This window comes from Rhizobium sp. Leaf453 (assembly GCF_001425605.1).
In the GTDB taxonomy this organism is placed as follows: Bacteria; Pseudomonadota; Alphaproteobacteria; order Rhizobiales; family Rhizobiaceae; genus Pararhizobium.
On record NZ_LMRG01000023.1, the window covers coordinates 106,163 to 132,496 of the forward strand.

A 26,334-nucleotide genomic window follows, 5' to 3' on the forward strand; every position below is an offset into this window, starting at 1 on the left:
CGTCAGAGCCGAAAAGCTTCCTTGAGATCGCTGCCTTTGTTTTCGCGCATATCGAGATCCTTCTCGATATGGTCGATATGGTGGAGCATCAGATGGCAGGCGCGGTCGAGATCGCCGCGCTCCATCGAAGTCACGATATCCTGATGTTCCTGATGGCCGCAGCTGGAAATGGCCGATTGGCCATAGAGCGCGATGACTAGAGATGACCTGGCGACAAGTTCGTCCATGAAGCGCTGCATCACCGCATTGCCGGTCATGGATGCCAGCATCAGGTGGAAATCGCCCGATGCCTTGATTTCCGCCCGCCGGGCCGTTTGGCCACGTTCGCCCATCAATCGGCCTTCCTCCATCAGCAACTGCCGCAGATGCTGGAAGTGGGAGGGTCCCATGTTCTTGGCGGCTTCGCGCAGGATGCCGGGCTCGATCAATCGCCGCGTCGCGAAGATTTGCCGGGCCTCTTCCGGGGACGGGTAGGCGACAAAAGCGCCGCGGTTTTTCTCGACATTGACCAAGCCTTCATAAGACAAGGCCTGCAGCGCGCCGCGCACCAGCGTTCGGCTGACATTGAACAGTCTGCCGACATCGGCTTCCGACAGCTTGGTCCCGGGCGCGAGCCGGCGATCGACGATCGCATCGCGAATGGCGTCACGGATATATTGCGTGCTGACGTCGGTCGGATCTTCGCTCGGGCGGGCTGCTATGGTCATGAAGTCTCATTCCGGGTTCTACAACCTATCCTATCGTGCTTTCTATTCGAAGTTAATCCGGAATCTGTCGTCAATGCGATGATCAAATTGTATACGATCTTGTGATCGTATTGCGCACAACGGCATATATTTTAAGCATTTCGTAATCTGCGTAAAATCCAGGCAAATTCCATATTCAGAATATCTTTTATATTTCAAATAGTTATCGCTCTGATTTCGACTTGGCACGCTAGATGCATCGCAGTCCCCGTCACAGGGGAGACATGATGTCCAAAGCGGCTGAAATCGATATCGTATCCGTTTCCAAGGTCTATGGCAGCACGACTGCCGTCCATTCCATCAGTCTGAAAATACCCTCCGGCAGCTATTGCTGCTTCCTCGGTCCGTCGGGTTGCGGCAAGACCTCGACGCTGCGGATGATCGCCGGTCACGAGAGTATTTCGTCCGGAGACATTCGGCTGGGGAACACTGTCGTAACCGACTTTCCGCCGGCCAAGCGCGGCACGGCGATGATGTTCCAGTCCTATGCGCTGTTTCCCCATCTAGACCTCGTCGACAACGTCGCCTTCAGCCTGAAGATGAAGGGCGTAGACAAGGAGGTGCGCCGCGCCAAGGCGCTGGAAATGCTCAAGCTGATGCAGATGGAGCCCTATGCCAACCGGCGCCCGGCCCAGCTTTCCGGTGGTCAGCAGCAGCGCGTGGCGCTCGCCCGCGCGCTGATCACCGACCCGGAAGCGCTGCTTCTGGACGAGCCGCTGTCGGCGCTCGACCCGTTCCTGAAAATTCGCATGCGGGCGGAACTGAAGAAGCTGCAGAAGAGCCTCGGGATCACCTTCGTCCACGTCACCCACAGCCAGGAAGAGGCGATGGCGCTCGCCGATATCATCGTCATCATGAACGACGGCAAGATCGAGCAGGCAGCCCATCCGCGCGAAGTATTCGAACGCCCGGCCACCGCCTTCGTTGCCCGCTTCATGGGTGATCACAATGTGCTCACCGGCCGCGTCGTCGAAAGCGGCGAGGGTAGGGTGACGCTGGAAGTGGCGGAAGGGCAGACCTTCACTGTCGCCGGTCCCGACCAGGCGCCGGGCGCACCGATCGATATCGGCGTGCGCACCGATCGCGTCCGCCTCGCTGCTGCATCCGACAAGACGCTCGGCTTCAACGGCGTCGTTTCCAATGTCGAATATCGCGGCGCCTCCGTGAAGATCACCGTCAATGGCGCCGGTAGCGACGATTTCACCGTCATCGCCAGCGACGCCGATTATTTCGAAAAACCCGTATCGGTCGGCGATGCGGTGTCCCTGAGTTGGGGCCTGGAGGACGCTGTCCTGCTCGGCCGCATGGCTGCCTGATCAATCTCTAAACATCAAAAGAGGGAACAAGAGAATGACCACTGAAAACAAGACGACCAAGGCTGTGACGGGTATTTCCCGCCGCTCGCTTCTGAAAACGGGTGCCGCCGCTGCCGGCGCGATCGTCGGCTCGGGCGCCATCACCGGCTTCCCGACCATCTGGGCGCAGAACCCGATCACGCTGCGCCAGTTCGGCACCGGCGTCTCGAACATCAATGCCATCGCCGAGAAGTGCAAGGCCGACCTCGGCATCACGCTGGAAATGACGGCCACGGATTCCGACGCTGCCGCCCAGCGTGCCGTCACGCAGCCGGACTCGTACGACATCGCCGATATCGAATACTGGATCCTGAAAAAGGTCTTCCCGGCCGGCGTCATCCAGCCGATGGATATCAAGAAGCTGAAATATTACGACAAGATCGTGCCGCTGTTCAAAACCGGCAAGCTGAAGCCGGACAGCGTCATCGCGCAGGGCACGGCACCACATACGGTCGGGTATGTCGAAGCGATCGGCGACAAGACGTTCGCCAAGGGCGAAACCCAGTTCTTCACCATGGTTCCGACCATCTACAATGCCGACACGCTGGGCATCCGTCCGGACCTCGTCGGCCGCGACATCACGTCCTGGGCCGATATCATGGACCCGGCCTTCAAGGGCAAGACCTCAATCCTCAATATCCCGTCGATCGGCATCATGGATGCCGCGATGATCATGGAAGCGCTTGGCAACATCAAATATGCCGACAAGGGCAACATGACCAAGGAAGAGATCGATGCGACGATCGAATTCCTGATCAAGGCCAAGCAGGACGGTCAGTTCCGCGCCTTCTGGAAGTCGTTCGACGAGTCGGTCAACCTGATGGCTTCGGGCGAAGTCGTCATCCAGTCCATGTGGTCGCCGGCCGTTGCCGCCGTCCGCTCCAAGGGCATCGCCTGCAAGTACCAGCCGCTCAAGGAAGGTTATCGCTCGTGGGGCGGTGGTCTGGGTCTTGCCGCGCACCTTTCCGGCGCGCAGCTCGACGCGGCCTATGAATACATCAACTGGTACACGTCCGGCTGGGTCGGCGGCTACCTCAACCGTCAAGGCTACTACTCTGCCGCCATGGACACGGCGAAGGAATTCATGTCGGCCGACGAATGGGGCTACTGGATCGAAGGCAAGCCCGCGACCGGCGACATCATGTCCCCGGAAGGCAAGGTCATGGAGAAGGCCGGTGCGGTGCGCGACGGCGGCTCGTTCGAGGAACGCATGGGCAAGGTCGCTTGCTGGAACTCGGTGATGGACGAAGACCGCTACATGGTGAAGCGCTGGAACGAATTCATCGCCGCGTAAGGAAAGACCCCACCCCACCCCCTCCCCACAAGGGGGAGGGGCTTAACCTGACGCGCCTTCCGCGAAAACCGGACCATCTGTGTCGCGAGAGGTCAGCCGCGTGTCAGCCCTCCCACCTGTGGGGAGGGCGGCGAGCGAAGCGAGCGGGAGAGGTTGAGGGCGCTGAAAACTACTTCTCCCTGCCTGCGGGGAGAAGGTGCCCGCCCTTCTTCCTTAACACCGAGGGGCGGATGAGGGGCTTTCCCTCAAAGAGCAAATGTCAGAACGGAGACGATACCGTGGCAGCCATGACAGCGGAAAACGAGAGCACGGCACAGCCGAAGCCGGCATTCTCCAGGGATATCGGCGCCATTGCCGCGTCCATCGCCTCCTATCTCCAGTCCATTCCTCTCGTCCTGATCCTCGGCTTCTTCTTCCTGCTGCCGATCCTGATGATCGCGGTGGTGAGCTTCTGGGATTATGATTTCGCCGGGCTCTATCCCGATTTCCTGACCATGAACTACACAGATACGCTGGGCTCGTGGGTCACCTGGAAGACCTATCTGAACACGCTGAAATATACGGCGCTGGTCTGGGGGCTGACACTGCTGATCGGCTTCTGGGTCGCCTATTTCCTGGCCTTCCATATCCGCACGACGACCATGCAGATGGTGCTGTTCCTCGTCTGCACCGTGCCATTCCTGACGTCCAACATCATTCGGATGATCTCCTGGATTCCGGTTCTCGGCCGTAACGGCCTGGTGAACACGACGCTGATCGAGATGGGCATCATTCCGAGCCCGATCGAATGGCTGCTTTACTCTGATTTCGCCGTGGTGCTGGCCATGGTTCATCTCAACACGCTGTTCATGGTGACGCCGATCTTCAACACGCTGATGCGCATCGATCGTTCGCTGATCGAGGCCGCGCGCGATGCCGGCGCCAATGGCTGGCAGATCCTCTGGAATGTCATCCTACCGCTTGCCAAGCCCGGTATCGCCATCGGTTCGATCTTCGTCGTGACGCTGGTCATGGCGGATTTTTCGACCGTGCAGGTCATGTCCGGCGGGCAGAGCGCCTCCGTCGCGCTGATGATGAAGAACCAGATGTCGTTGTTGCAGTATCCGGCGGCGGCGGCCAATGCCGTCGTGCTTCTGATCGTCGTGTTGCTCATGGTTGCCGCCATCCTGCGTGTCGTCGATATCCGCAAGGAGCTTTGAGATGAACCACGAAAAACGCACCCTCGAATTCTACGTTCTTTCGGCCTTCTTCGCGCTGTTCGTGCTGTTTCTCTACGGGCCACTGTCCGCCGTGTTCATCCTGTCCTTCCAGGGACCGGAGGGTGGCCTGACCTTCCCGCTCAACGGCGTTTCCGTTCACTGGTTCTTCAATCTGTTCGAACAGCAGGCGGTGGGCGATTTCGGAGCATCGTTCCGGCGATCGTTCACGCTGGGTCTGATGGTGATGGTCGTCAATGTCGCCGTGTCGCTGCTGGCAGGCCTCGCGTTCCGCCGGAAGTTTCGCGGATCGACCGTGCTGTTCTACCTGACTGTCGCCAGCCTCGTCGTGCCGTCGATCATCATTTCGCTCGGCATCGGCGTCGTCTTCCAGCAGTTCGGGTTGAAGCCTGCCTGGTATTCGTCCGGCTTCGGTGCGCATCTCACCTGGACGCTGCCATTCGGCGTGCTGATCATGTTCGCCGTCTTCAACCGGTTTTCACCGGCTTACGAGGAGGCCGCGCGCGATCTCGGCGCGACGTCCCGGCAGACCTTCCGTCATGTCGTGCTGCCGATGATCGCGCCCAGCCTGATCGGTGTCGGCCTGTTCGGCTTCACGCTCTCCTATGACGAGTTTGCCCGTACGCTGATGACATCGGGCACCTACAACACGCTGCCGCTCGAAATCTACGGCATGACCACCAATGTCACGACGCCGGTGCTCTATGCGCTCGGCACCGTCACCACCGTCTTTTCCTTCTCCATCATCCTGCTGGCGCTCGCGATCATCCTCGGTCTGCGCCGCCGGCAGGCGAAAGTGGCCTGATCCCGCATGCGCATTCTCGTCGTCAATCCCAACACCACCCGATCCATGACGGAAAAGGCGGCCGAGGCAGCCCGTGCCGTCGCCGCCACTGGTACCGAGATCATCGCCGCCACCTCTCAGATGGGGCCGGTCTCGATCGAGGGCCATTACGACGGGGCGCTGGCCTTGCCGGGTCTGTTGGCCGAAATCCGCAAGGCGGAAGCAGAGGGCGCGCAGGCTGCAGTGATCGCCTGTTTCGACGATACGGGGCTGGATGCCGCCCGCTCGCTTGCTGGCTTTCCCGTTCTCGGCCTCTGTGAATCGGCACTGGTAACGGCCGGCTTCCTGGCCCAGCGCTTCACCGTTGTCACGACCCTGGAGCGCTCGCGCATCCTGCTCGAAAACCTCTCCCGCCATTACGGCTTCGGTGGCCGCGCCAGGGTGCGCGCCGCTGATATTCCCGTCCTCGAACTGGAAGACCCGGCCTCCGGCGCCATCGGCAAGCTGCGCCATCAGATCGAACTGGCGCTAAACGAAGACGGCGCCGAAGCCATCGTGCTGGGCTGTGCAGGGATGGCCGATCTCGCCTATGCGCTGCAGGAGGAGTACGGCGTGCCCGTGATCGACGGTGTCTCGGCGGCGGTCAAGCAGGCGGAAGCGCTGATCGCGCAGCGGCTGGCGACCAGCAAGCGCGGGTCCTATGCCACGCCTCTGGCGAAGACCTATATGGGAGCAATGGCGGGGTTTGCGCCCCAGCCTTGAGCGCTAAAGTCAGTTCGTTTCGCTCGTAACAAGGCCGGCCGTTTGCCGGCGATAGGATTCGCGCAGCGCAAAGGTCAGGATCACAACCACGATCCAGAGCCGTGCATAGGACCAGCCGAGGAAATAGCCGGTATAGAAATAACGCTGAAAGGGACCAGCATAGGCCGCGTAGACGGGCTCCAGCGCAACGGTGACGACTTTCTGCACCGCGTTAGCGCCGGTCAGGAAAAGACCAACACAGACCATGGCCGGAAGCAGGTATATCCATCGTCGTTTGATTTGCGAAAGCACGCCGCGAAAGGATGGTTTTCGATCAAGCCCTTTTTCGACAACCATCAGGAATGCCAGCGCCGCCATGAGTGCGCTCCAGACCGGTAGGGAAAGGCCATACCAGGGGAAGACGACCCCGTCGATTCCGAGCCAGTAAACGAATGGGATCGCGCTTGCGCTGGCATACTTGGCGGCAACCGAAACGATGACCGACAAACCAAGTAGGCGCCAGAGAATGGCGCGGCCCAAAGCGACTTGATCCCTGAAAGGAAGCTTGGCGAGGCTGGTGCCGCCGCCGGAAAGGTTGATCATTCGCTGGCTCATCAGCAGAAACGCCATGAACACAAGAAGTTGCACGAGCTGCGTACCGACAATCAGAGTGCCAAGGGTTGCATGACTACGCAGCCGAACGATTGTTGCAATCAACAGCCAAGGTGTCGCTTCCACCACGAGATACGGCCCGAAGCTGAGCAACGAGCGAAAGCGTTTCGCTGATACGGAAAGGTTGAGTGCGGCATCGTTCATACTGGCTTCTTAATGGCACCTGCTCAATTCGCGGTTGATTTAAATATTAGATTTCTAACGGTTTTGTACAATTATAGGTATAAAAATGTCGATCTTCGCGCTGATTGGCAGGCGCTTATTGCGTCTGCACCTTCTTCGCCCACCAACCTGCCACAGAGGCGACAGCGTCGACCCGCGGACCTCCCGCACCTCGGGGCTCATCTCGCTGAGGTGATAGAAGAATGGCGCAGCCGATTGGCGTGATTTGCTGATAGCCACTTGACCTTCCTGCATCGCCGTCATGCGGCCGATTGTCGAACATTCGTGATCGCTCTACATAGGTGTCTCCCCGCTGAAGAGGTCCACCATGATCGATATTGCAAAGGTCCGTGCTGACACCCCTGGTGCCAGCAAATGTGTTCATTTGAACAATGCCGGGGCTGGCCTGATGCCGTCCGTGGTCATCGATGCAACGGTGGGGCATCTGCATCGGGAGGCGGAAATCGGCGGTTACGAGGCGGCCGACGAGGTCAAGGCCAGGGTCGATGCAGTCTATGACAGCGTTGCACGGCTTATCGGTGCATCGCCGGATGAAATCGCGCTGACGGAAAACGCCACCGTTGCCTGGCAGATGACATTCTATGCGCTGTCCTTCAAGTCGGGTGACCGCATCCTGACGGCGCGCGCCGAATATGCGGCCAATTTCGTTGCGCTGCTGCACGTCGCCCGGAAGACGGGTGCATCCGTCGAGGTTATTCCCGACGATGAGACCGGTGCGCTCGATCCCATTGCCCTGGAACGGATGATCGATCCCCGCGTACGCCTCATCGCGATCACCTGGGTACCGACGAATGGCGGTCTGGTGAACCCGGCCGCCGCCGTGGGCGCCATCGCTTGCAAACATGGAATCCCATATCTGCTGGATGCGTGCCAGGCGGTCGGCCAACTGCCTGTCGATGTCGCGGATATCGGCTGCGACATGCTTTCGGCCACGGGGCGAAAATTCCTGCGGGGGCCGCGCGGGACGGGCTTCCTGTATGTACGCCGCAGCATGCTCGAAAGCCTGCACCCGCCGCTGATCGACCATTTTGCCGCGCCATGGGTGGCTCCCGACCGGTACGAACTGCGAGCGGATGCCCGTCGTTTTGAAAGCTGGGAAAACAATTACGCGACGCGTCTCGGGCTCGGCGCCGCAGTCGATTATGCGCTCGACCTCGGCCTTGAGAACATCGAGGCGCGAAGCCGGACGTTGGCAGATCACCTGCGCGCGGGGCTTTCCGATCTGCCCGGCGTCCGGACCTACGATCTAGGTTCGCGACCGTCGGCCATCGTGACCTTTTCCGTCGATGGTATCGCCGCGAATGACGTGAAATCGGCGCTTCATGCCGCCGGCATCAACGTCAGCGCATCCAGCCCATCCAGCACATTGCTGGATGCAATGGCCCGGGATTTGCCCGTCCTCGTCCGCGCCTCCCCGCACTATTACAATACGGAAGACGAGATCGGCAGGCTTCTCGCGACTTGCGCCCAGCTCAGACGATGACGGTGGATGGTGTGATTTGATGGCTCGGTAAGGGCCGTCCGGCCATATCGCCGGAGATCATGCGCGGGCTGCCTTTATCCGCTCCACCCATTCCGCGCCGACCTGCCACCGCTCCAGCACGTCCACCGGGTCTTCCGCGTCGATGCGTGAACAGATGCGGTAGACCTCCAGCACCTCGGCGCTCATTTCGCCGCGATGGTAGAAGAAGGTCGCGGCGGCGTAGCGGGTGCGACCGGACCATTCGATGCCGAGCGGGGTGCGGATCAGATCCCAGTTGAGGCGGGTCTCGTCATCCATAGCGCGGGGTTCAGAACAGGCCGGGCGGATTGGCGGCGCGGCGGTCGAGCTTGATGAAGGGGCGGGGCACGATGCGGGCGCGCTTCATCATCTTCTGGTACTGCAACTCACGCATCGCATAGATCTCCACCCAGAAATCCTCCGTCAGCCGCGTGCCGTAGGGCCGCGCGAGACTGGCGATGGCGATGTTGCGTTTGGCGAGCGGCGACCAGATAGCGGCCGTCACGAGGCCTGCTTCCTGCTTTCTCCGATGATAGACGATCGCGCCGTCGGCCGGAATATTCCCTTCGATTTCAAGGCCGACGAGCACATGCTTCAGAGTTTGATTCCGCCGCGCTTCAAGTATCGCTTTACGTCCGTTGAAATTCACCTTCTCCATATCCACCAGCCAGTCCAGTCCGATTTCATCCGGCATACGGGCGCGATCGGCGCGGAGCGTGGTTTCGGCCGTCATGAAGTCGGCGTTGGAAACGATGAAGCCGGCTTCGATGCGGGCACGGTTCAGCGCCGCGTATCCGATGGCGCGGATGCCGTGAAGCCGCCCCGCCGTCCAAAGCCGGTCCCAGAGGCTGAGCGCCTGGGCGGCGGGCACGAAGAGTTCGTAGCCGAGATCGCCGGTAAAGCCGGTGCGGGAAATCGTGACCGTGCCGCCGTCATGCGCGAAGTCCGCAAGTTGGAAAGGCTTGAGCCGTTCGATGCCTTCGAAGCCAGCCTTGGAGAGGACGGCAAACGAGGTCGGCCCCTGCAGCGCGACGCCGGCGATTTCCGTGGTTTCCTCCTCGATCCCGACATCGAAACCGATCGCGCTATCAAGGAGCCACGGCAGGTGGCGTTCCTGGCAGCAGAGGCGGAAGGTGTCGGCCGACAACTGGAACAGCGTGCCGTCGTCGAGAACATGGCCGTGATCGTCGCACCAGGCCGTATAATGCACCCGGCCAGCGGCGAGCTTGGCGACATTGCGCACGGTCAACCGGTTGAGGTACCGCTCCGCATCCGGGCCGGCGATGCGGTATTTCACCATCGGCGAGATATCGAACAGGGCGGCCATCGAGCGGATGGCGAAATATTCCAGTTCCTCGTCGAACACGGAATGCGGCGCCTTGTAGCCTGCCCAGGTGTACCAGTCGTTTGTCTCGCTGAGTGCGGCGATACGCGGATGAAACGGTGTTTCAAGGCGCGGCGTTGTGATGTGCTTCTGTTGGGCGAGACGGGTGGCAAGGTCCGGCATCATGGTCTTGTCTCCGAGAGGATGCGTTTGGCCGCAAGCAGCCCCGGCAGGCCGGATATGCCGCCGCCCGGATGCGAGCCGGCGCTGGCGAGATAGAGGCCGGAGAGTGGCGTCGCATAACCGGCGGCGGCGTTGACCGGGCGATTGACCAGAAGCTGGTCGGCCTGCAGTTCGCCATGATGCCAGTGGCCGCCGGGCAGGTTGTAATGCATTTCCATATCGGCCGGGGTCATCAGATTGCTGGCGACGATGTTTTGGGAAAGGCCCGGCGCATAGTGTTCCAGCTTATCGAGGATGATCTTTTCGAAAGCCGGTTTGCCGTTATCCCAGCCACATTTGAGGTCGTAAGGGGCAAATTCCACCAATGCCGACAGCGTTGCGCCCTTGGATGGTGCGAGTGTCGGGTCGGCAAGGCTGGGGATGGTGATTTCCATCACGGGATCGGGGGAGAACTCGCCATATTTTGCCGGGTTGAAGGCGTCTTCGACATGGGTGATCGAGCGGGCGATGACCAGCCGTCCGCGAAGATCGTCGGTGGAAACGCCGGTGAAGGAGGGCAGGCGATCAAGCGCGAGATCGAGCTTGGCGACATTGCCCTTCGAGCGGATATTACCGACGGCACGGACGAAACCGGTATCGAGGTCGGCGGTATCGCAGAGAGCGAGGAATGTTGCCTTCGGATGCGCCGCCGACACGATGACGGGTGCGCTGAGTTGTTCGCCGCTGGCGAGAACGACACCGTTTGCCGCGCCGCGATCGGCGAGAATGCGGGTGACGGATTCTCCGGTTCGGGTCGTGACGCCGGCGCTTCTCGCTACCTTCTCAAAAGCCGGAGCAAGTGCACCCATGCCCCCCTTGGGAACATATTGCATGCCGGTCCGGCCGTTGGCCTCGCCGGTCAGGCGGTAGTATAGCCCGAGCAGCGAGGTCGGCGAGCGCGGGCCGAGGTGGATGCCGAGCGTGGCGTCGAAGGCGACAAGCCCCTTCAGCCGGTCGTCGCTCAGATATTCGTCGGCGACATCGGCGACATTCATCAGCAGCATGCGCAGGAAATCACGGCCTTCCTCGCGGCCCCTGGTGAGGAGGCTCAGGCCCGCACCGGCGAATGCACCGAGGTCGTTCATCCTGACATTGCCGATTTCCGGCGGGCGCCGCTTGAGGAAGCGCTTGAGGATGCCGGCCTGGAAAATCAGCTTCTTGCGCATGGCCGCAAAAGCCTTTGCTTCCGCTGTACTGACGCCATCGATGGTTTCGCCATAGGCGCCGCGCAACACCGCGTGCTTGCCATCAAGGGATAGCGCGATGGTCGGCAGTGCTTCGGTTGTTCTCGTCTCCAGACCCAGAAGTTCCGCGACCTCCGGATCAAGACGGTTGACGATGTGGGCGAGAGCGGCGGCACGGTAGCCGGAGTGGAATTCGTAGCCGCGCATCGCGCCACCGGTGCGTTCGGCCGCTTCCAGCAGGAGGACCTTGCGGCCACCCTTCGCAAGCACGGTTGCGGCCGTCATCCCGTTATGGCCGCCGCCGATGACGATGGCGTCGAAAGCGCCTGAGATGTTGCGGGCAGGATCAGATGACGTCATGGGCCGGGCTCATTTCAGCGGGTTTCATCTTGAGGTCGCGCAGGATTTCGGCGGCAGCATTGCGGCCGGGTGCGCCCATGACGCCGCCGCCGGGATGGGTGGAGGAGCCGCAGAGATAGAGGCCGGGGACCGGCGTGCGGTACTGTGCATAACCAGGCACCGGGCGGTTGAAGAGAAGCTGGTCGAAGGTTAGTTCGCCCTGGAAGATATTGCCTTCCGTCAGGCCAACTTCGGCCTCGATCTCGCGCGGGGTTCTGACTTCCATATGCAGGATTCGATCGCGGAAGCCGGGCGAATAGTCGGCGATCTGGCTGACGACGGTGTCGGCAAACGCATCGCGGTCGGCATCCGTCCAGTCCCGTCCGGTGAGCTGCGGTGGACAATATTGCACGAAACAGCTCATGAAATGTTTTCCCGGCGGCGCCATGGTCGGATCAAGTGTTGTCGGGATCACCATGTCGACGAAGGGATCGGCGGAATAGCGGCCCGCTTTCCAGTCGTCATAGGCGCGCTCCATGCGCTCCATCGAATCGGTGAAATGCAGGTCGCCGCGAATGCAGGACGAGCCCTTGGGAAGAGCTGGAAATTCCGGCAGGCTGTCGAGCGCGATGTTGAGCTTGCCGGACGAGCCGCGCATCTTGAAGTGCTTGACCCGATGCACGAAGGTTTCGGGCAGGGCGTCTTCCTCGACGAGCTTCAGGAAGGTGCGCTTGACGTCGGCATTGGAGACGACGAGGTTGCCGCGCACCTCTTCACCGTCGGCCAGGATCACACCGGTCGCGCGGCCGCTGCGGGTCATGACCTTTGCAATATCGGCGCCCGTGCGGATCGTGCCGCCGGACGCCTTGAAGGAGGAGGCGAGCGCCTGCGTGACGGCGCCCATGCCGCCGCGCGCATAACCCCAGGCGCCGACCGAGCCGTCGACCTCGCCCATATAGTGATGCAGCAGGACGTAGGCCGTGCCGGGGGACATCGGGCCAAGGGCGGTGCCGATGATGCCGGAGAGCGCGAGGTAAGCCTTGATGACGTCGGTCTCGAAATATTCGTCGAGAAAATCCGAGATCGACATGGTCCAGAAGCGCAGCGTCTGCGCCATGTCGTGCGGGGAGAATTCGCCGAATTTCTTGCCGAGATAGAGCAGTTCGGAAATGTCGCGCGGCTTGAACGAGAAGGGGTCAGGCGCGGTGCGCATCAGGAGTGGCTGGATGAACCGGCACTGGCGGGTGACATCGCGGGCGTAACGGTCATAGGCCTCGGCATCGCGCTTCGAATAGCGGGCGAATTCGCGGCGATGGCTGTCATGGTCGCGGTAGGAGGCGATGTAGTCGCCGTCGCGTGTGAAGACGGCTCCACCTTCGTATGCGATGACCTGCAGGCCGTGTTTCGGCAGTTCGAGGTCGCGCATGATCTCGGGGCGAAACAGCGAGCAGACATAGGAACAGTTGGAATAAAGGAAGCCCGGCGTCAGTTCGCGGCTGGTTGCGGCGCCGCCCACCCAGTCGTTCTTTTCGAGCACGAGCACATCGAGCCCGGCGCGCTGCAGGTAGCAGGCTGCGACGAGGCCGTTATGGCCGCCTCCGATCATCACCACATCGTATTTTTTCATGTCGGGTTTCTCCCTCGATGTAAAAAATCTGGCATGAAAAGCAGAAAGTTGTCCAGATATATTGAATGAATATTCAGCAAGTATGTTGCAATCCTCTGATTATGCGATAGGATTTCGTGTCAGAGGCTGAGCGGATTGAAAGACCGACATGATCGAGACGCCGACGCAGGATCCGGAATATGACGATGCGGCCATCCGCTTTCTCGCCGTGCTTTGGGGTGAGGGCTACCTCTCGCCGGGCGGGCCGGAAGAGGTCGACCGCGTTCTGGCCGGGCTCGATCTGTCCGGAAAGCGCGTTCTGGATCTGGGCTGTGGGGCGGGCGGCATCACGTTGCATATCGCTCGCACGCATCATCCGGCCGAGATTACCGGGTTCGATGTCGAGCTGCCGGTGATCGAGGTGGCGCGTCGCGCGGCTGATCTGGCCGGACTTTCTCATAAGGTCTCCTTTGTGCAGGCGGCGCCCGGCAAGCTTCCCTTTGTCGATGACAGTTTCGACATCATTTTTTCCAAGGATGCGCTGGTGCATGTAGCCGACAAGGAGGCGATCTTTCGCGATATCTTCCGGGTGCTGAAGCCCGGCGGTGTGTTTGCTGCATCCGACTGGATGATCGGGCATGATGGTGAGCCGTCGGCGGAGATGCGGGATTATCTGGATGCCGAGGGATTGAGCTTCGGCATGGCGTCGTCGGCGCGGTATCTGTCGGAGATGCGGGCTGCCGGTTTTCACGGTGCTACGTCGACAAACCGCAACGAATGGTACCGGGAGGTGGCACGGGGCGAGCTTCATCGCCTGCAGGGGCCGCTGCGCGCCGCCGCTGTCGCCGAAGTCGGCGAGGCCTATGTCGACAAGAACATTCGCACCTGGTCCGCCATGCAGAAGGTGCTTGACACCGGGGAGCATTGTCCCACTCATCTGCGCGGTCAAAAACCGGGCGGGAGCGCAGCATGACCGTTGTTCTCAGCCTCAAGGGCAAGAAGGTTGCGCTGAGAATGAAGGCAGTATCTGCGGCGGTGGAAGCCGGTGAAAAAGGCGGGCGTGGCCGCAAGGCTTCCAAGGAAACACGCCGCCAGCAACTGATCGAAGCAACCATCGATTCGCTCGCCAAGCGCGGCTATGCCGAGACCACCCTTGCCGATGTCGCCGATGGCGCCGGCCTGTCACGCGGCATCGTCAATTTCCATTTCGAGAGCAAGGAAAACCTGCTGATCGCCACGCTGCAATTCATGGCGGACGAATATGGCGCCCATTGGAGTGCCGCGTTGGAAAAGGCGGGCGAGAGCGCCGCCTCGCGGCTCTGGGCGCTGGTGGCCGCCGATTTCGATCGCAAGATTTGCACCAAGCGCAAGCTGGCCGCCTGGTGCGCCTTCTGGGGCGAGGCGAAGTCGCGGCCGACCTATCAGGCGCTCTGCGGTGCGCGCGACGTCAAGTACCAGGACACGTTCATTTCCCTTTGCGCCGAACTCAAGGCGGAAGCTGGTTACGGCTACGACGCCGAAACCATCGCGTTGTCGCTCGGCGCCATGATGGAAGGGCTGTGGTTTCGCCTGATGATGGGCGACGGACTGACGCGCGAAAAGGCACATGCCGCATCGATCGAATATCTGGTCTCGGTCTTTCCGGGCCACATGACCCATCACGGGCCGAAATAGGGAACACCAAAAAAACGGGGAAGGAGACTGGCATGCCGGTAATGAGATTGGTCCGGAATTGCGGCGCGGCTGCGCTGGTTGCTTCGTTGATGTCGGGTGCGACCCTTCCGGTGCTTGCCGCCGACAATATCACCATTTTCGACTGGTCGGGCTACGAAGACCCGGCCTTCCATCCCGCCTATACCGCCAAATACGGAACCGAGCCTGACTTCAGCTTCTTCGGCGACGAGGAAGAGGCATTTCAAAAGCTACGGTCCGCCTTCAAGGCGGATCTCGCCCATCCCTGTTCGCAGAGCGTTAACAAGTGGCGCGAGGCCGGCATGCTGGAGCCGCTCGACACGTCGAAGCTGACGGCGTGGAATGATACGCTACCGGGCATCAAATCCATGAAGGGGCTGATGACCTCCGACGACGGTACGGCCTGGTTCCTGCCGTTCGAATGGGGCAACACTGTCCTGACCTATCGCACCGATACGGTGAAGCCCGAGGAGGTCCAGTCGCTGAAGGCCTTCGCCGATCCGAAATTCAAGGATCGGGTCTCGATCGGTGACAATGTGGACGACGCCTATGCGCTGGCCAGCCTTGCTGTCGGCGTCAAGGACTGGACGAAAATGACGGACGCCCAGTTTGCCGAGGCCTCCGCCTTCCTGCGCGAAGTCCACAAGAATGTAAGGCTCTACTGGACCGACAATACCGAGGTCAGCCAGGCGATGGCGAGCGGCGAGGTCGATCTCGCCTGGGCCTGGAACGAGACGGTGACGACGCTGCAGAAGGATGGCGTGCCCGCCGACGTCAAGCGGGATACGACGGAGGGCCTCTCGACCTGGGTTTGCGGTTATGTCCGGCTGAAAGGGGGCGAGGGTTCGCAGGACCAGCAATACGACTTCCTGAATGCGATCAGCGATCCCGCGATTACCGGCTATCTCGTCAACGACTGGGGGTATGGCCACGCCAATGCCAAGGGGATGGCCTTCGTCGATCCCAAGATATTGGCCGAGAAGGGCTATGCCGATGTCGACAAGTTCGTCGATAAGACGCTATTCCAGTCGCCGGTTCCAACGGAGTTGCACCAGAAGATGATTGCCGAATTCGAGAAGATCAAGGCGGGCTATTGAGCGAATACGATGCGGATGTGATTGTCGTCGGGGCCGGCTTTGCCGGCCTTTCGGCGGCTGAAGCGCTGGTTTTTGCCGGGCGCGATGTCCTCGTGCTCGAGGCGCGTAGCCGTGTTGGCGGACGGGTGGCCTCGGACGCATTTTCCAACGGTGTCCGTTTCGATACGGGCGGGCAATTCGTCTGCGACGAGATGCCGGAGGTCATGGCTTTGATCCGAAGGCTCGGTTTCTCTTTTCTGGAAACCCCGACGGAAGGCGCCTTCCAGGTTCAGCCGGCCGGTGCCGCGGAGACAGGCTACAGCTTTGCGGAATCCGGCCGTATCCGGGCGCGGGCCAACCGGATCAATCCGCGCGATCCCGCCATTGCCGGTTTGACGGTCGAAGCCTGGCTTGCGCGGCAGACCGATCCGCCGGGCGCCAAGGCCGGTTATCAGGCGATGGTCGAGGGATTGTGGTGCCGCTCCATCAGTGAAATTCCACTCTGGTATGTCATCGACAATGACCGGCGCACGACAAGCAATGGCAACGAGTTGCAGTATTCCGTCGGTGGCACGATCCACGCCGTCGCGGAAGCGCTGGCGGCGTCACTTGGGCTGCGCGTGCGCCTCGGCATGCCCGTTGCGCGCATCGCGCGCGGGGACGGTTCCGTCGCGGTGACGACCGGCACTGGCGAGACTTTCCGGGCACGACAGGTCATCGTCGCCATACCGCCGGTGATGGCGTCGCGCATCGAGCACGAACCGGCGTTGCCGGCAACTCTTGCCGAAGCACTCGGCGCTTGGAAAAGCGGAACGGTGATCAAGGCCTTGGTCGAATATGAGCGGCCGTTCTGGCGCGATGCCGGGCTGAGCGGCATGGTGATGTGGCGCGACGTGCTTGGCCTTTTCGCCTGCGATGTCAGCAGCCATCATGCGTCTGCACTCGTAGTGTTTGCGGGCGGGCCGCTGGCGGTCGACTGGAGCGGCAAGGGGGAGGATTTCGTTCGCGCCGAGATGCTTCGGCGGCTGGCGGCCGCTTTCGGCGATGCGGCGAAAACACCGATCGATTTCCGGATGCGCAATTGGGTCGGCGATCGCTGGAGTGGTGGTGGATATAGCGATGTCATCACCGACCTGTCGGCCTATGACGCCGAGACCGTTATAAGGGCCGGTGCGCCGCCGGTGCATTTCGCCTCGTCGGAACTCGCATCCTCCTTCCCCGCCTATGTCGAGGGCGCGATCGTTGCTGGCCGGGAGGCGGCCGCGCGTCTTCTGGCGTCTTTGCAAGAGGCCTGATCAGTCCGCCAGCGCCACCAGCGCATCGGGATCGTAGGCCAGCCGGATTGGGGCGCCGACGGGAATGTCGTCTGCGCCGAAATTGTTGGTTTCCGACACCGAGAGCGGTTTTTCAAGGCCGGGCACATCGACGATCAGGTGAGTAATCTCGCCGAAATAATGCCGGTCGACCACCTGCCCCTGAACCTCGCATTCGGCTTTCGCATCGTCCCAGAGTACCCGCAGCCGTTCCGGGCGAATGCCGATGGTCGCTTGGCCGTTGCTGGCGGTGAATCCGCGCGGTTTGGTGAGGGTTACCTTGCCGAAACGGGCTGTTTCGACGGAGAGGTTAATACCGTTTTCGCCGGTGATCTTTGCCGTCATGAAATTCATGCCGCCGAGGAAGTCCGCCACCTGCCGGGTCAGCGGATGCTGGTAGATCTCCTTTGGTGTGGCCACCTGGGCAATCCTGCCGCCGAACATGACGGCGATGCGGTCGGACATGGCGAGCGCTTCATACTGATCATGCGTGACGAGAACGAAGGTGATGCCGACGGCCTTTTGCAGCGAGCGCAGTTCGACCTGCATTTCCTCGCGCAGCTTCTTGTCGAGGGCAGACAGGGGTTCGTCGAGCAGCAGAACCTTCGGCCGCATGACCAGTGCCCGTGCCAGCGCGACACGCTGCCGCTGGCCGCCCGACAGTTCATGCGCCTTTCGCTTGCCAAGGGCCGAGAGACGTACCTGTTCCAGCGCCTTGCCCACGCGCTGGCGCTCCTCTTCGGCGCCAAGTTTCAGGCGTTTCAGGCCATAAGCGACGTTTTCCTCGACGTTGAGATGCGGGAAGATCGCGTAGTTCTGGAACACCATGTTGGTCGGCCGCCGGTTTGGCGGCACACCGATCGCCGACTGGCCGTCGATGCGGATATCGCCCGCGGTCGGCGTGTCGAAGCCGGCGATCGATCGCAGAAGCGTGGTCTTGCCGCAGCCGGAAGGGCCGAGCAGCGAGAAGAATTCGCCGGCGCTGATATCGAGGCTGACATCGTCGAGCGCCTTGTAGATCCCGTAATAGCGGCTGACCGCATCAATTTCGATCATGGGTTTGTCAGCCATGGACGGCTCCTTGGGCTTGCATGCGGCGTTCGGCGCGGCGGCGCAGGATTTCGGCTGTAGTGAGCAGGATGACGGACAGTGCGATCATCAGGCTGCCCAGCGCCAGCACGCTCGGCAGCTTGGCGGCAAAGCGCAACTGGCCCCAGATATAGACCGGCAGCGTCGGTTCGGTGCCGGAGAGGAAGAAGGCGAGGATGAATTCATCCAGCGAAATGGTGAAGGAGACCAGCAGACTGGAAATGATCGCCGGTGCCACTACCGGCAGCGTGACGCGCCGGAAGGTTCCGAAGGCGGTTTCACCGAGATCGAGCGATGCCTCTTCCAGCGAGCGGTCGAAGCCCTCGAAACCGGAGATCAGCACGGAGAGCGCATAGGGCAGGCAGAACACCGTCTGGCCGAGAATGACGGTTGCCAGCGACAGTTCGATGCCGATCTGCAGCACGATCATCAACAGCGAGACTGCGACGATGATTTCGGGCAGGAACAGTGGCGCCATCAGCAGGCCGGTGGCCGCCTGCTGACCACGGAAGCGATAGCGGGTGATGGCGCGGGCAGCGCAGATGGCAAGGCCGGTCGAGAGGATGGAAACGGTGACGCCGACGATCAGGCTGTTGCGGGCGGCATCCAGCATGGCCGAATTGCCCCAGAGAGAGGCGTACCATTTGGTGGTGAAGCCGGCGAGCGGGAAGGTCGTGGAGGCGGCATTGTTGAACGAGAAGATCGGCAGCAGCAGGATCGGCAGGTAAAGGAACGCGAGGTAGACCGTCACATAGGCGGGCAGCCAGCGGGATTTCTGAATTCCATGACGTCCGCTCATCGGATACGCCTCACGAAGAATTTCAGCGCCAGCACGGCGCAGCCGGCCATCAGCGAGACGATGACCATGGTGGTGACGGAGAGGGCGGCGCCGAGCGGCCAGTTCGCGCCCTTGCCGAACTGCGCCTGGATGGCGGTGGCAATCATTACGCCATCCTTGCCGCCGACGAGCTTCGGCGTCACGTAATCACCAACCGTCGGGATCATGACAATCAGGAAGGCCGAAATGACACCCGGCAGCGACAGCGGCAGGGTGACGCGCAGGAAGCTCCACACTTTGTTGTCGCCGAGGTCGTGTGCTGCCTCGATCAGTGAGCGGTCGATCTTTTCCAGCGATACATAGATCGGCAGGATGGCGAAGGCGGCCCAGCTGTGAACCAGCGTGATGACGACGGCGTTGGAATTGTAGAGCAGCGTCGTCACTGGCTTGTCGATCAGGCCGGTCGACATCAGCCCCGTGTTCAGCACGCCCTGATAGCCGAGGATCACCTTCCACGACATGACGCGCAGCAGATAGCTGGTCCAGCAGGGCACGGTGATGAGGAACAGCCAGAGATTCTTGTGCACGCCGCCATGGAAGGAAATGAACCAGGCGACCGGGTAGGAAAATGTCACGGTGATGATGCTGACGACCAGCGAGATGGTGAGGGATCGCCAGAGCAGGTCGCGGTAGATCGGCTCGGTCAGGGCGATGCGGTAGTTTTCTAGTGTGAAGCTGCGGTCGATGGTCAGGTAGTCCTGAGACCAGAAACTGTAGGCGATGACGATCAGGACCGGCAGGAAGAGCAGGGCGAGCGCATAGAGCAGCGTCGGCGAGATCAGGGCCAGCCCCTTGGCTTCGTCGCTGGAGGTCCAGCGGCGGGCATTGGCTTTCGGCATGACCTCCGTTTCGACGGAGCCGGGCAGGGCCACCATCAGCGCGGCCAGACAGCTGCGGAGTTGCTGCGACAGTGAAAATTCAGGGATCGTATCATGTCATCCGTCCCGGGCGGTTTTCCGCCTGTTCTTGTTCCCGATTGCAGAATGAGCGCAAAACGGGATTGAACGCAAGTGTTTTTTCTGCCAATATTGATTGAACGGACATTCAAAATAACTGGAATTGATAATTTTTATCAGTGCGTTATTTTGAATTTTTGTAATGAAATTATTTGTGGAGAGGGAAGATGGCAGCAAAGCGTGACGACCAGATCGGCTCCTATGAGTTGCCCGATCGCATGACGGCGCTGGCCAAAAATCACCTCGTGCAGCCCTGGCCGACGGCCGGCGAAATCGGCGCGGAGGCCCGGGGCGGCATCGTCAGCGGCGACGGCATCTATGTCATCGACAGCGAGGGGCGGCGGCTGATCGACGGACCCGCCGGAATGTGGTGCGTCAACGCCGGCCACCGCCGCAAGGACCTTGCCGACGTGCTCTACGAGCAGGCGATGGCGCTGTCCTACAATTCGCCCTGGTACACGATGAACGAACCGTCGGTGACGCTATCGGCGCGGCTTGCGGGCCACGCGCCCGGCGATCTCAACCATGTCTTCTACACGACAGGCGGTTCCTCGGCCGTCGAGACGGCGCTGCGCTTCATGCAGTTCGCCAACAATGTGAAGGGGCGGCCCGAGAAGAAACTGATCGTTTCGCGTCAGGGCGGTTATCATGGCTCCACCTATCTATCGGCCTCGCTCAACGGTCGTCCGCGCGATCATGACTGGATGGACAGCGCGTCCGATCAGGTGATCAAGCTGACATGCCCCAATCCCTTCCGCCGGCCGGAAGGCATGGGCGAGGCGGCATTCTGCGATTTCCTTGTCGAAGAATTCCGCGGCGTGATCGAACGGACCGGAGCGGAAAGAATCGGTGCGTTCATTGCCGAACCCGTCATGGCGTCCGGTGGCGTCATCGTGCCGCCGGAGGGGTATCTCAAGCGGATGCGCCAGCTTTGTCGTGACAACGATATCCCGTTCATCGCCGACGAGGTGGTGACGGCCTTCGGGCGGCTCGGTCATGTCTTCGCCTCGAAGGACGTGTTCGGCATTGAGCCGGACATGATCACCTTCGCCAAGGGGGTGACGTCGGGTTATTTCCCGCTCGGTGGCGTGATGATCTCGTCGCGGCTGTTCGAGGAACTGCGCCGCTCCAATCATCTCGACGCGATGTTTGCGCATGGGCTGACCTATTCCAGCCATCCGATCGGCTGCGCCGTGGCGCTGAAGAATCTCGATATTCTGGAGGAGGGGCTTTTGGATCACGCGCGCGGCGTCTCGGCGCATTTCCAGGCGAGCCTGAAGGCGCTGGAAGACCTGCCGCTGGTGGGGGAGGTGCGCGGCCTCGGCCTGATGGCCTGCGTCGAATGCGTCGCCGATCGCGTCCATAACAATCCGCTGACGCTGGATCTCGAGGTCGGCAAGCGCATCGATCGGCATTGCCAGGAACTCGGCCTGCTCGTGCGGCCTCTGATCCATATGTGCGTGATGTCGCCGCCCTTGACGATCACCACGCCGCAGATCGATGAAATGACCTCGATCCTGCGCACCAGCATCCGCCGCACGATGGACGAACTGGTGCGCGAAGGCCTCTGGCGCGGATGATGCAGGATTTCCTTTGGGTGCCGCATTCATTCCCCGTGGCGCTCAATTTTAAAGGGCCGGTTTTGCCGGCCCTCTCTTTTTGTCTTCTGCTTTGGGTGTCAGGGCAGGGTGTTGCGTAACCGGCTGTTCAGTGCGGTCATTTCCCGCTCGTCCGGCGCTTCAGCAAGGTTCATCACCGGCAGGATGGCGCGCAGATGGTCGTGATGGGTACGCACGCCATATTCGAGATCGGACAGGTAGAAGCCGTTGAACGCCTTGGAGGTCATGGATTCATTCGACCAGATGGTCAGTTGCACGTCCTCGGCCTGCGTGTCGCGGTCGATCCGGTGGGCGAGGTAGCGGGCGGCGCGTTGCTGACGCGTCTCGTCGCGATAGCGGTAGATGCCGCCGCGCAACAGCGTTTCGCCCGTTGAAAGCGGAAATTCCTGATAGAACTGCACAGCCTCGGGCGTCACCGCGATCACCGCATTGGCGAAGATGCCGTAATAGATCCAGGCCTTGCGCAGATACTCCGGCAGATGCGTCGCCTCGGGGGCGATCTTGACATAGTTGCGCACGCTCCAGCGGCGGCCGGCATGCGGATTGTAGGTCGCGAACGACCGGCAGAGCCCATCGACAAAGGGTTCGTCGTAATAGGTCGAGCCGTAGAGATCCTGCAATGCCGGATGCGCCATCGCAACGTGATAGCCCTCATTGTCGACATCGCGGACGGATTTCCAGTTGACCGGCGAGGGCTGGGTCCAGATCTGCCCGGCGGGCAGCATCTCGTCGATCCGGTATTCGCCGAGTTCGGCAGCGAACGGCTGCATCAGTTCGGCGACGGACGGCTGTGGGCCGGGTGCGAAGCGGATGAAGACGAAGCCCATCCAGACTTCCAGATCGAGCGGAACGAGGCCGAACTCCTGCTTGTCGAGCGGAGGGAAAGAGCGGGGGCGGGCCGCGCCACGCAACGTGCCGTCGAGATTGTAGACCCAGCCGTGAAACGGACAGACCAGCGCATTGCGGCAGCTTCCCTTGTCTTCCGTAACAAGCCGCGAACCGCGATGGCGGCAGATATTGTGGAAACCGCGCAGTTCGCCGTCCTGGCCGCGCAGGATCAGCGCCCGCTCGCCGACCACGTCCATCGTGACGTAATTGCCGGGCTCGGGAACATCGGAGATATGACAGGCGATCTGCCAGTGCTCACGAAAAACATGCTGTTTTTCGAGTTCGAGCAGGGCGTTGCTGTGATAGCACCAACCGGGCAGTCCACGACGGTCCCAGTCATTGGGAATGTTGATGTTGCGGGTCATTTCGTTCATGAAGTTCCCCATATTTTGCTGAACGTTCATTCAATATAATCATATTTTCCTATAAAATGGAATAGGTTGGAAAATGATATGAAAATTGAAAATCCGATTTATGCATTTTTTGTAGGCAGGGGATCGCGGTGCTGCCCTCAGCGGAGCCGGCAGATTTCGATTTGAAGCGGCGCAATCGACTGAAAACTACTTTTCCAGTTCGGGGTAGACCCGGTCGAGGAAGCCGGGGCGCAGTTTCTCGCCGATCAGGCAATCCGACGCTGGTGTCGCCTGAGCCGGGATCGCGCGCTCCGGCTGGCGGTATTGGCTGACTTCCATCACCAGTTTCTGTCGGATCGCAATCGAGAAATCCTCTGGTTTGTGAACGGGCAGCACGAAAGAGCCGGGGCCGCCGATGACGCAGTCTGCGTAATACCGATCGAGCGCCACCGCGCTGCCGGACGGGCGGATGAGGATGGCAAGGCCGTTGATGATGATGCCGTCGGCGACCGCAGTATTACGAGCAGGATCGACCGGCGGCCCGAGATTGTTCGGTCCGTCACCGGACACGTCGATCACGCGCCGCATGCCCTGGTAGGGATTGGCCGCCAGCAATTTCGAGGCAAAAAAGATCGCGTTGGAAATCGAGGTGCCACGACGGGTGAAGACGGGACGCGATGCCAGTTGATCGGCAAAGGCAGCGGCATCGTCGGCGTCCTCGATCAGGTGCCAGTCGACCACCGAGGTTTCATTGACGCTGCCGGCCCATTCGAAATAGCTGATCGTGATGCGTCCGATAAGGCCACCCTTGACGGCATTGAGGAATTCTGGATGACGCAAGGCTTCCACGTATCCCAAACGCTGTACCTGCGCCTCCTCGATATCCATCGAGCCTGACATATCTACTGCGAGAACAAGCGCGACATCCACCTGTGTGTCGCTCGCAACAGTCGTGGCGGCAATACCGCCGGAGAGGCCCAAAAGTATGGCAAGTGTCGTGATCATTATGTCATCCAATCACTGCTGCCGGTCGTATGAAACTAAAATGTACCACAACGCGTTGTCGGCAAGGCCTTCTTGGCTGCGATGGCGTTCAATATTCGGTGATTTTTTTCACCATGTGTCTATGTAGTAATGGAAGACTGACGGAGTGACTGGCGCAATGCTTCTGAAAAACGATACTGACACGGTTCTTGTTGATCGATTCCAGCAGGCGGCGTTCAGTTATTTCCTCGAGTTCGTCAACCCTCGGAACGGTCTGATTGCCGATAGCTCATCGCCTGGCGCACCGTCGAGTATTGCGGCCACTGGTTTCGGCCTTTCCTCCTATCCCATCGGTGTCGAGAGAGGGTGGATGAGCCGAGAGGACGCGGCCGAGCGTACACTGACCACGTTCCGTTTTCTGGCAGAAAGCCCGCAGAACCGGGAGAAGGACGCGACCGGCTATAAAGGGCTGTATTATCATTTTCTCGACATGGAAACGGGGCGCCGCACATGGCGCAGCGAGCTTTCGCTGATCGACAGTGCGCTGTTGATCGCCGGCGTGCTGACCGGTTCCGCCTATTTCACGCGGGAAAACCCGGTCGAGAACGAAATCCGGTCGTTGGCGGCGATGCTGTATGCGCGGGCCAATTGGGCCTGGGCCCTCGATGGCCAGGAGGCTCTCTGGCTCGGCTGGAAGCCGCGGACCGGTTTCCTTCCGTTCCGATGGGAGGGATACAGTGAAGCGCTCATTCTCTACGTTCTTGCGTTGGCGTCTCCTTCCTATCCGATCGGGAAGGAAAGCTACGATTCTTTCTGCCGTCAATGTGACTGGACGACCGTGAAGGGCAAGCCGTTTCTCCATGCAGGGCCGCTGTTCATTCATCTGTTTTCACATGCCTGGATCGACTTTCGCGGTATCCAGGACGCAGCCGTGGCCGGCGAAGAGACCGACTATTTCGAAAACACCCGCCGTGCGATCGCCGTGCAGCGGGACTATGCTGCCGAAAATCCGGAGAACTTCGTCGGTTACGGTGCGGATATGTGGGGACTGACGTCCTGCGATGGCCCGCCGAGACCGCGCCGGCTTGTGGACGGTCGTCAACAGGCCTTTTCCGGTTATGCGGCACGCGGTGCGCCAAACGGACCCGATGATGGGACGATTGCGCCATGGGCACCATTGGCCTGCCTGCCATTCGAGCCGAAGGCAGCGATGTCGGCCACGCGAAACATCGTTTCCACCTATCCCGGTGTCATCGAAAATGACCGGTTTGTCGGCAGTTTCAACCCGAGTGTTCCCGGCAAGACAGCGGAAGGTTGGCTCAACAATCGGTGCGTGGGGCTCGATCAGGGCATTCTGGTGATGATGATCGAGAACCATCGAACCGGTCTCGTGTGGGACATGTTGCGGGACTCTCCGGTCATCCGGCGTGGCCTGAAGCGGGCGGGCTTTTCCGGCGGATGGCTTTGAGGTAAACCGGCAGCCAGAAGTCAATCAGGCCGCCGCCCTTGAACGAAATCCGACAGACAAGCAGTTCGTCCGCTTCGTGCAACCTTGCCGCCGGGGCCGCAATCACTTGGCAGGCCGAGAACTTTCCGCAGGTTGCGGCTTCGCTTGACGATGATGGCACGGGATTTTTCAGTGTCATCGAGGCCTGGAGCCAAGGCAGCGAGTGGCTCGAAGATTGTCTGCGGTACCAGAACCATTTTGCTGTTGGGATGGATGAGCGAACCCGTGGCGCCCATCTGATTGCCTTTTACTGCCATCACCTGAGTATTGCCGCAGGGGCGGTCTACCTGACGACCGGCCTCGTTCCGGATCTTGATCCGCAACGTCTGGCGGTTCGGTTCGAAAATCACGATTCTGCCGCTTCTTCTTTCCAGCCTGCGATAAAGCGCCTCCATTTTATGTTCGGCCGATTTTTGCCTGAAGGAAGTGCGCAGAGCTTTCACGATGCCTTCGTTGCCAGCCTGACGCCCGTTGTGGAGGCTTTGCAGGCGCGCACCGGCCTGTCGGCTGCCGCCCAATGGCGGCTCGCGGCCGATGGTATCACCGGGGCGTTTCTGGAGATCGGCCTGGCGGGTGGCGAGGAGGCGGGGGCGATGGCTTCGGCTCTTGATATCGTCAAGATTCCGGGATCACCGTTGCTGTCCAGTGAACTTCATTATGAACGGATCGAGACGACACGGGATGGCATTCCGGTCGAGCAGGTTTTTCGCCTGCGGAGCGGGTGTTGCCTGTATTACCGGACAGATGGTGGTGACTTCTGTGATGTCTGCGTGCTTCTTGAGCCGGATGTTCAAAGAAACCGCCTGCGCGATCGTCTGATGCGTTCAGGCGGTTCCTGATTGTTTGGCGTG

Annotated in this window: 24 protein-coding genes; 13 read left to right on the top strand and 11 right to left on the bottom strand. The window is 60.8% G+C overall.

Annotated features, from left to right (window positions below; translation table 11 throughout):
• Window positions 1-2: 2 nt before the first annotated feature.
• Window positions 3-707, bottom strand: a complete 705-nt coding sequence (locus ASG68_RS18725; RefSeq protein WP_062579787.1) for a GntR family transcriptional regulator — start codon at window positions 705-707, stop codon at window positions 3-5.
• Between the two features lie 266 nt (window positions 708-973).
• On the opposite strand from ASG68_RS18725, the gene ASG68_RS18730 reads away from it, so the two are divergent.
• From ASG68_RS18730 to ASG68_RS18750, 5 genes are all read left to right on the top strand, one after another.
• Entirely contained in the window at window positions 974-2,062 is a 1,089-nt protein-coding gene (locus tag ASG68_RS18730; RefSeq protein WP_062579789.1) for an ABC transporter ATP-binding protein, read from the top strand.
• A 34-nt stretch (window positions 2,063-2,096) separates the two neighbouring features.
• A complete protein-coding gene (locus ASG68_RS18735) occupies window positions 2,097-3,395 on the top strand; it encodes an ABC transporter substrate-binding protein (protein WP_062579792.1) in 1,299 nt (432 codons plus the stop codon).
• Window positions 3,396-3,673: 278 nt separating this feature from the next.
• A complete protein-coding gene (locus ASG68_RS18740) occupies window positions 3,674-4,594 on the top strand; it encodes an ABC transporter permease (protein ID WP_413814029.1) in 921 nt (306 codons plus the stop codon).
• Window position 4,595: 1 nt separating this feature from the next.
• Window positions 4,596-5,417, top strand: coding sequence for an ABC transporter permease (locus ASG68_RS18745; RefSeq protein ID WP_062579796.1), 822 nt, complete (start codon window positions 4,596-4,598; stop codon window positions 5,415-5,417).
• A gap of 6 nt (window positions 5,418-5,423) precedes the next feature.
• Entirely contained in the window at window positions 5,424-6,158 is a 735-nt protein-coding gene (locus ASG68_RS18750) for an aspartate/glutamate racemase family protein (protein ID WP_062579799.1), read from the top strand.
• Between the two features lie 9 nt (window positions 6,159-6,167).
• Here ASG68_RS18750 and ASG68_RS18755 read toward each other — a convergent pair whose 3' ends face one another.
• Window positions 6,168-6,953: a hypothetical protein gene (locus ASG68_RS18755; RefSeq protein ID WP_062579800.1), complete on the bottom strand. Its 786-nt coding sequence runs from the start codon at window positions 6,951-6,953 to the stop codon at window positions 6,168-6,170.
• A gap of 346 nt (window positions 6,954-7,299) precedes the next feature.
• Here ASG68_RS18755 and ASG68_RS18760 point away from each other — a divergent pair, with 346 nt between their 5' ends.
• Window positions 7,300-8,475 (top strand): aminotransferase class V-fold PLP-dependent enzyme, encoded by a 1,176-nt coding sequence (locus tag ASG68_RS18760; protein ID WP_062579802.1) that lies wholly within the window; start codon window positions 7,300-7,302, stop codon window positions 8,473-8,475.
• A gap of 57 nt (window positions 8,476-8,532) precedes the next feature.
• On the opposite strand, the gene ASG68_RS18765 is transcribed toward ASG68_RS18760, so the two are convergent.
• Genes ASG68_RS18765 through ASG68_RS18780 form a run of 4 tightly spaced genes read right to left on the bottom strand, consistent with a single transcriptional unit; the run spans window position 8,533 to window position 13,189 of the window.
• Window positions 8,533-8,772, bottom strand: a complete 240-nt coding sequence (locus ASG68_RS18765) for a hypothetical protein (protein WP_062579804.1) — start codon at window positions 8,770-8,772, stop codon at window positions 8,533-8,535.
• Window positions 8,773-8,782: 10 nt separating this feature from the next.
• The gene (locus tag ASG68_RS18770; protein ID WP_062579806.1) at window positions 8,783-10,003 is read right to left on the bottom strand and encodes an aminomethyltransferase family protein; all 1,221 of its coding nucleotides are present in this window, start codon (window positions 10,001-10,003) and stop codon (window positions 8,783-8,785) included.
• Window positions 10,000-11,583: a phytoene desaturase family protein gene (locus ASG68_RS18775; RefSeq protein WP_062610043.1), complete on the bottom strand. Its 1,584-nt coding sequence runs from the start codon at window positions 11,581-11,583 to the stop codon at window positions 10,000-10,002. The genes ASG68_RS18770 and ASG68_RS18775 overlap by 4 nt, the downstream gene beginning before the upstream one ends.
• Window positions 11,570-13,189, bottom strand: coding sequence for a phytoene desaturase family protein (locus ASG68_RS18780; RefSeq protein WP_062610045.1), 1,620 nt, complete (start codon window positions 13,187-13,189; stop codon window positions 11,570-11,572). Before ASG68_RS18780 ends, ASG68_RS18775 begins: the two co-directional genes overlap by 14 nt.
• Before the next feature lie 148 nt (window positions 13,190-13,337).
• Here ASG68_RS18780 and ASG68_RS18785 point away from each other — a divergent pair, with 148 nt between their 5' ends.
• The 4 genes from ASG68_RS18785 to ASG68_RS18800 are packed head-to-tail and all read left to right on the top strand — an operon-like array spanning window position 13,338 to window position 17,231.
• Window positions 13,338-14,141 (top strand): class I SAM-dependent methyltransferase, encoded by an 804-nt coding sequence (locus ASG68_RS18785; RefSeq protein ID WP_062579813.1) that lies wholly within the window; start codon window positions 13,338-13,340, stop codon window positions 14,139-14,141.
• 41 nt (window positions 14,142-14,182) lie between these two features.
• Window positions 14,183-14,842 carry a TetR family transcriptional regulator C-terminal domain-containing protein gene (locus ASG68_RS18790; protein WP_062580872.1) on the top strand — a complete coding sequence of 220 codons (660 nt, stop codon included), beginning with the start codon at window positions 14,183-14,185 and terminating at the stop codon, window positions 14,840-14,842.
• A gap of 41 nt (window positions 14,843-14,883) precedes the next feature.
• Complete coding sequence (locus tag ASG68_RS18795; RefSeq protein WP_062579815.1) at window positions 14,884-15,957, top strand: extracellular solute-binding protein; 1,074 nt, start codon at window positions 14,884-14,886, stop codon at window positions 15,955-15,957.
• Entirely contained in the window at window positions 15,954-17,231 is a 1,278-nt protein-coding gene (locus ASG68_RS18800; RefSeq protein ID WP_062579817.1) for a flavin monoamine oxidase family protein, read from the top strand. The genes ASG68_RS18795 and ASG68_RS18800 overlap by 4 nt, the downstream gene beginning before the upstream one ends.
• Here the strand turns inward: ASG68_RS18800 and ASG68_RS18805 are convergent, their stop codons facing one another.
• The 3 genes from ASG68_RS18805 to ASG68_RS18815 are packed head-to-tail and all read right to left on the bottom strand — an operon-like array spanning window position 17,232 to window position 20,015.
• Window positions 17,232-18,305, bottom strand: a complete 1,074-nt coding sequence (locus ASG68_RS18805; RefSeq protein ID WP_062580874.1) for an ABC transporter ATP-binding protein — start codon at window positions 18,303-18,305, stop codon at window positions 17,232-17,234.
• A gap of 7 nt (window positions 18,306-18,312) precedes the next feature.
• Window positions 18,313-19,137 (bottom strand): ABC transporter permease, encoded by an 825-nt coding sequence (locus ASG68_RS18810; protein ID WP_062579819.1) that lies wholly within the window; start codon window positions 19,135-19,137, stop codon window positions 18,313-18,315.
• A complete protein-coding gene (locus tag ASG68_RS18815) occupies window positions 19,134-20,015 on the bottom strand; it encodes an ABC transporter permease (protein ID WP_062580875.1) in 882 nt (293 codons plus the stop codon). The genes ASG68_RS18810 and ASG68_RS18815 overlap by 4 nt, the downstream gene beginning before the upstream one ends.
• Before the next feature lie 284 nt (window positions 20,016-20,299).
• Between ASG68_RS18815 and ASG68_RS18820 the strand changes: the two genes are divergently transcribed.
• Window positions 20,300-21,712: an aminotransferase gene (locus ASG68_RS18820; RefSeq protein WP_062579821.1), complete on the top strand. Its 1,413-nt coding sequence runs from the start codon at window positions 20,300-20,302 to the stop codon at window positions 21,710-21,712.
• 98 nt (window positions 21,713-21,810) lie between these two features.
• On the opposite strand, the gene ASG68_RS18825 is transcribed toward ASG68_RS18820, so the two are convergent.
• Complete coding sequence (locus tag ASG68_RS18825; protein WP_062580877.1) at window positions 21,811-23,013, bottom strand: aromatic ring-hydroxylating oxygenase subunit alpha; 1,203 nt, start codon at window positions 23,011-23,013, stop codon at window positions 21,811-21,813.
• 186 nt (window positions 23,014-23,199) lie between these two features.
• Window positions 23,200-23,997 (bottom strand): DUF1194 domain-containing protein, encoded by a 798-nt coding sequence (locus ASG68_RS18830; RefSeq protein WP_062579823.1) that lies wholly within the window; start codon window positions 23,995-23,997, stop codon window positions 23,200-23,202.
• 157 nt (window positions 23,998-24,154) lie between these two features.
• On the opposite strand from ASG68_RS18830, the gene ASG68_RS18835 reads away from it, so the two are divergent.
• Together ASG68_RS18835 and ASG68_RS18840 are read left to right on the top strand one after the other, a co-directional pair.
• The gene (locus ASG68_RS18835) at window positions 24,155-25,444 is read left to right on the top strand and encodes a glucoamylase family protein (protein WP_062602522.1); all 1,290 of its coding nucleotides are present in this window, start codon (window positions 24,155-24,157) and stop codon (window positions 25,442-25,444) included.
• Between the two features lie 38 nt (window positions 25,445-25,482).
• Window positions 25,483-26,322 carry a (2Fe-2S)-binding protein gene (locus tag ASG68_RS18840; protein WP_062579827.1) on the top strand — a complete coding sequence of 280 codons (840 nt, stop codon included), beginning with the start codon at window positions 25,483-25,485 and terminating at the stop codon, window positions 26,320-26,322.
• Window positions 26,323-26,334 lie beyond the last annotated feature (12 nt).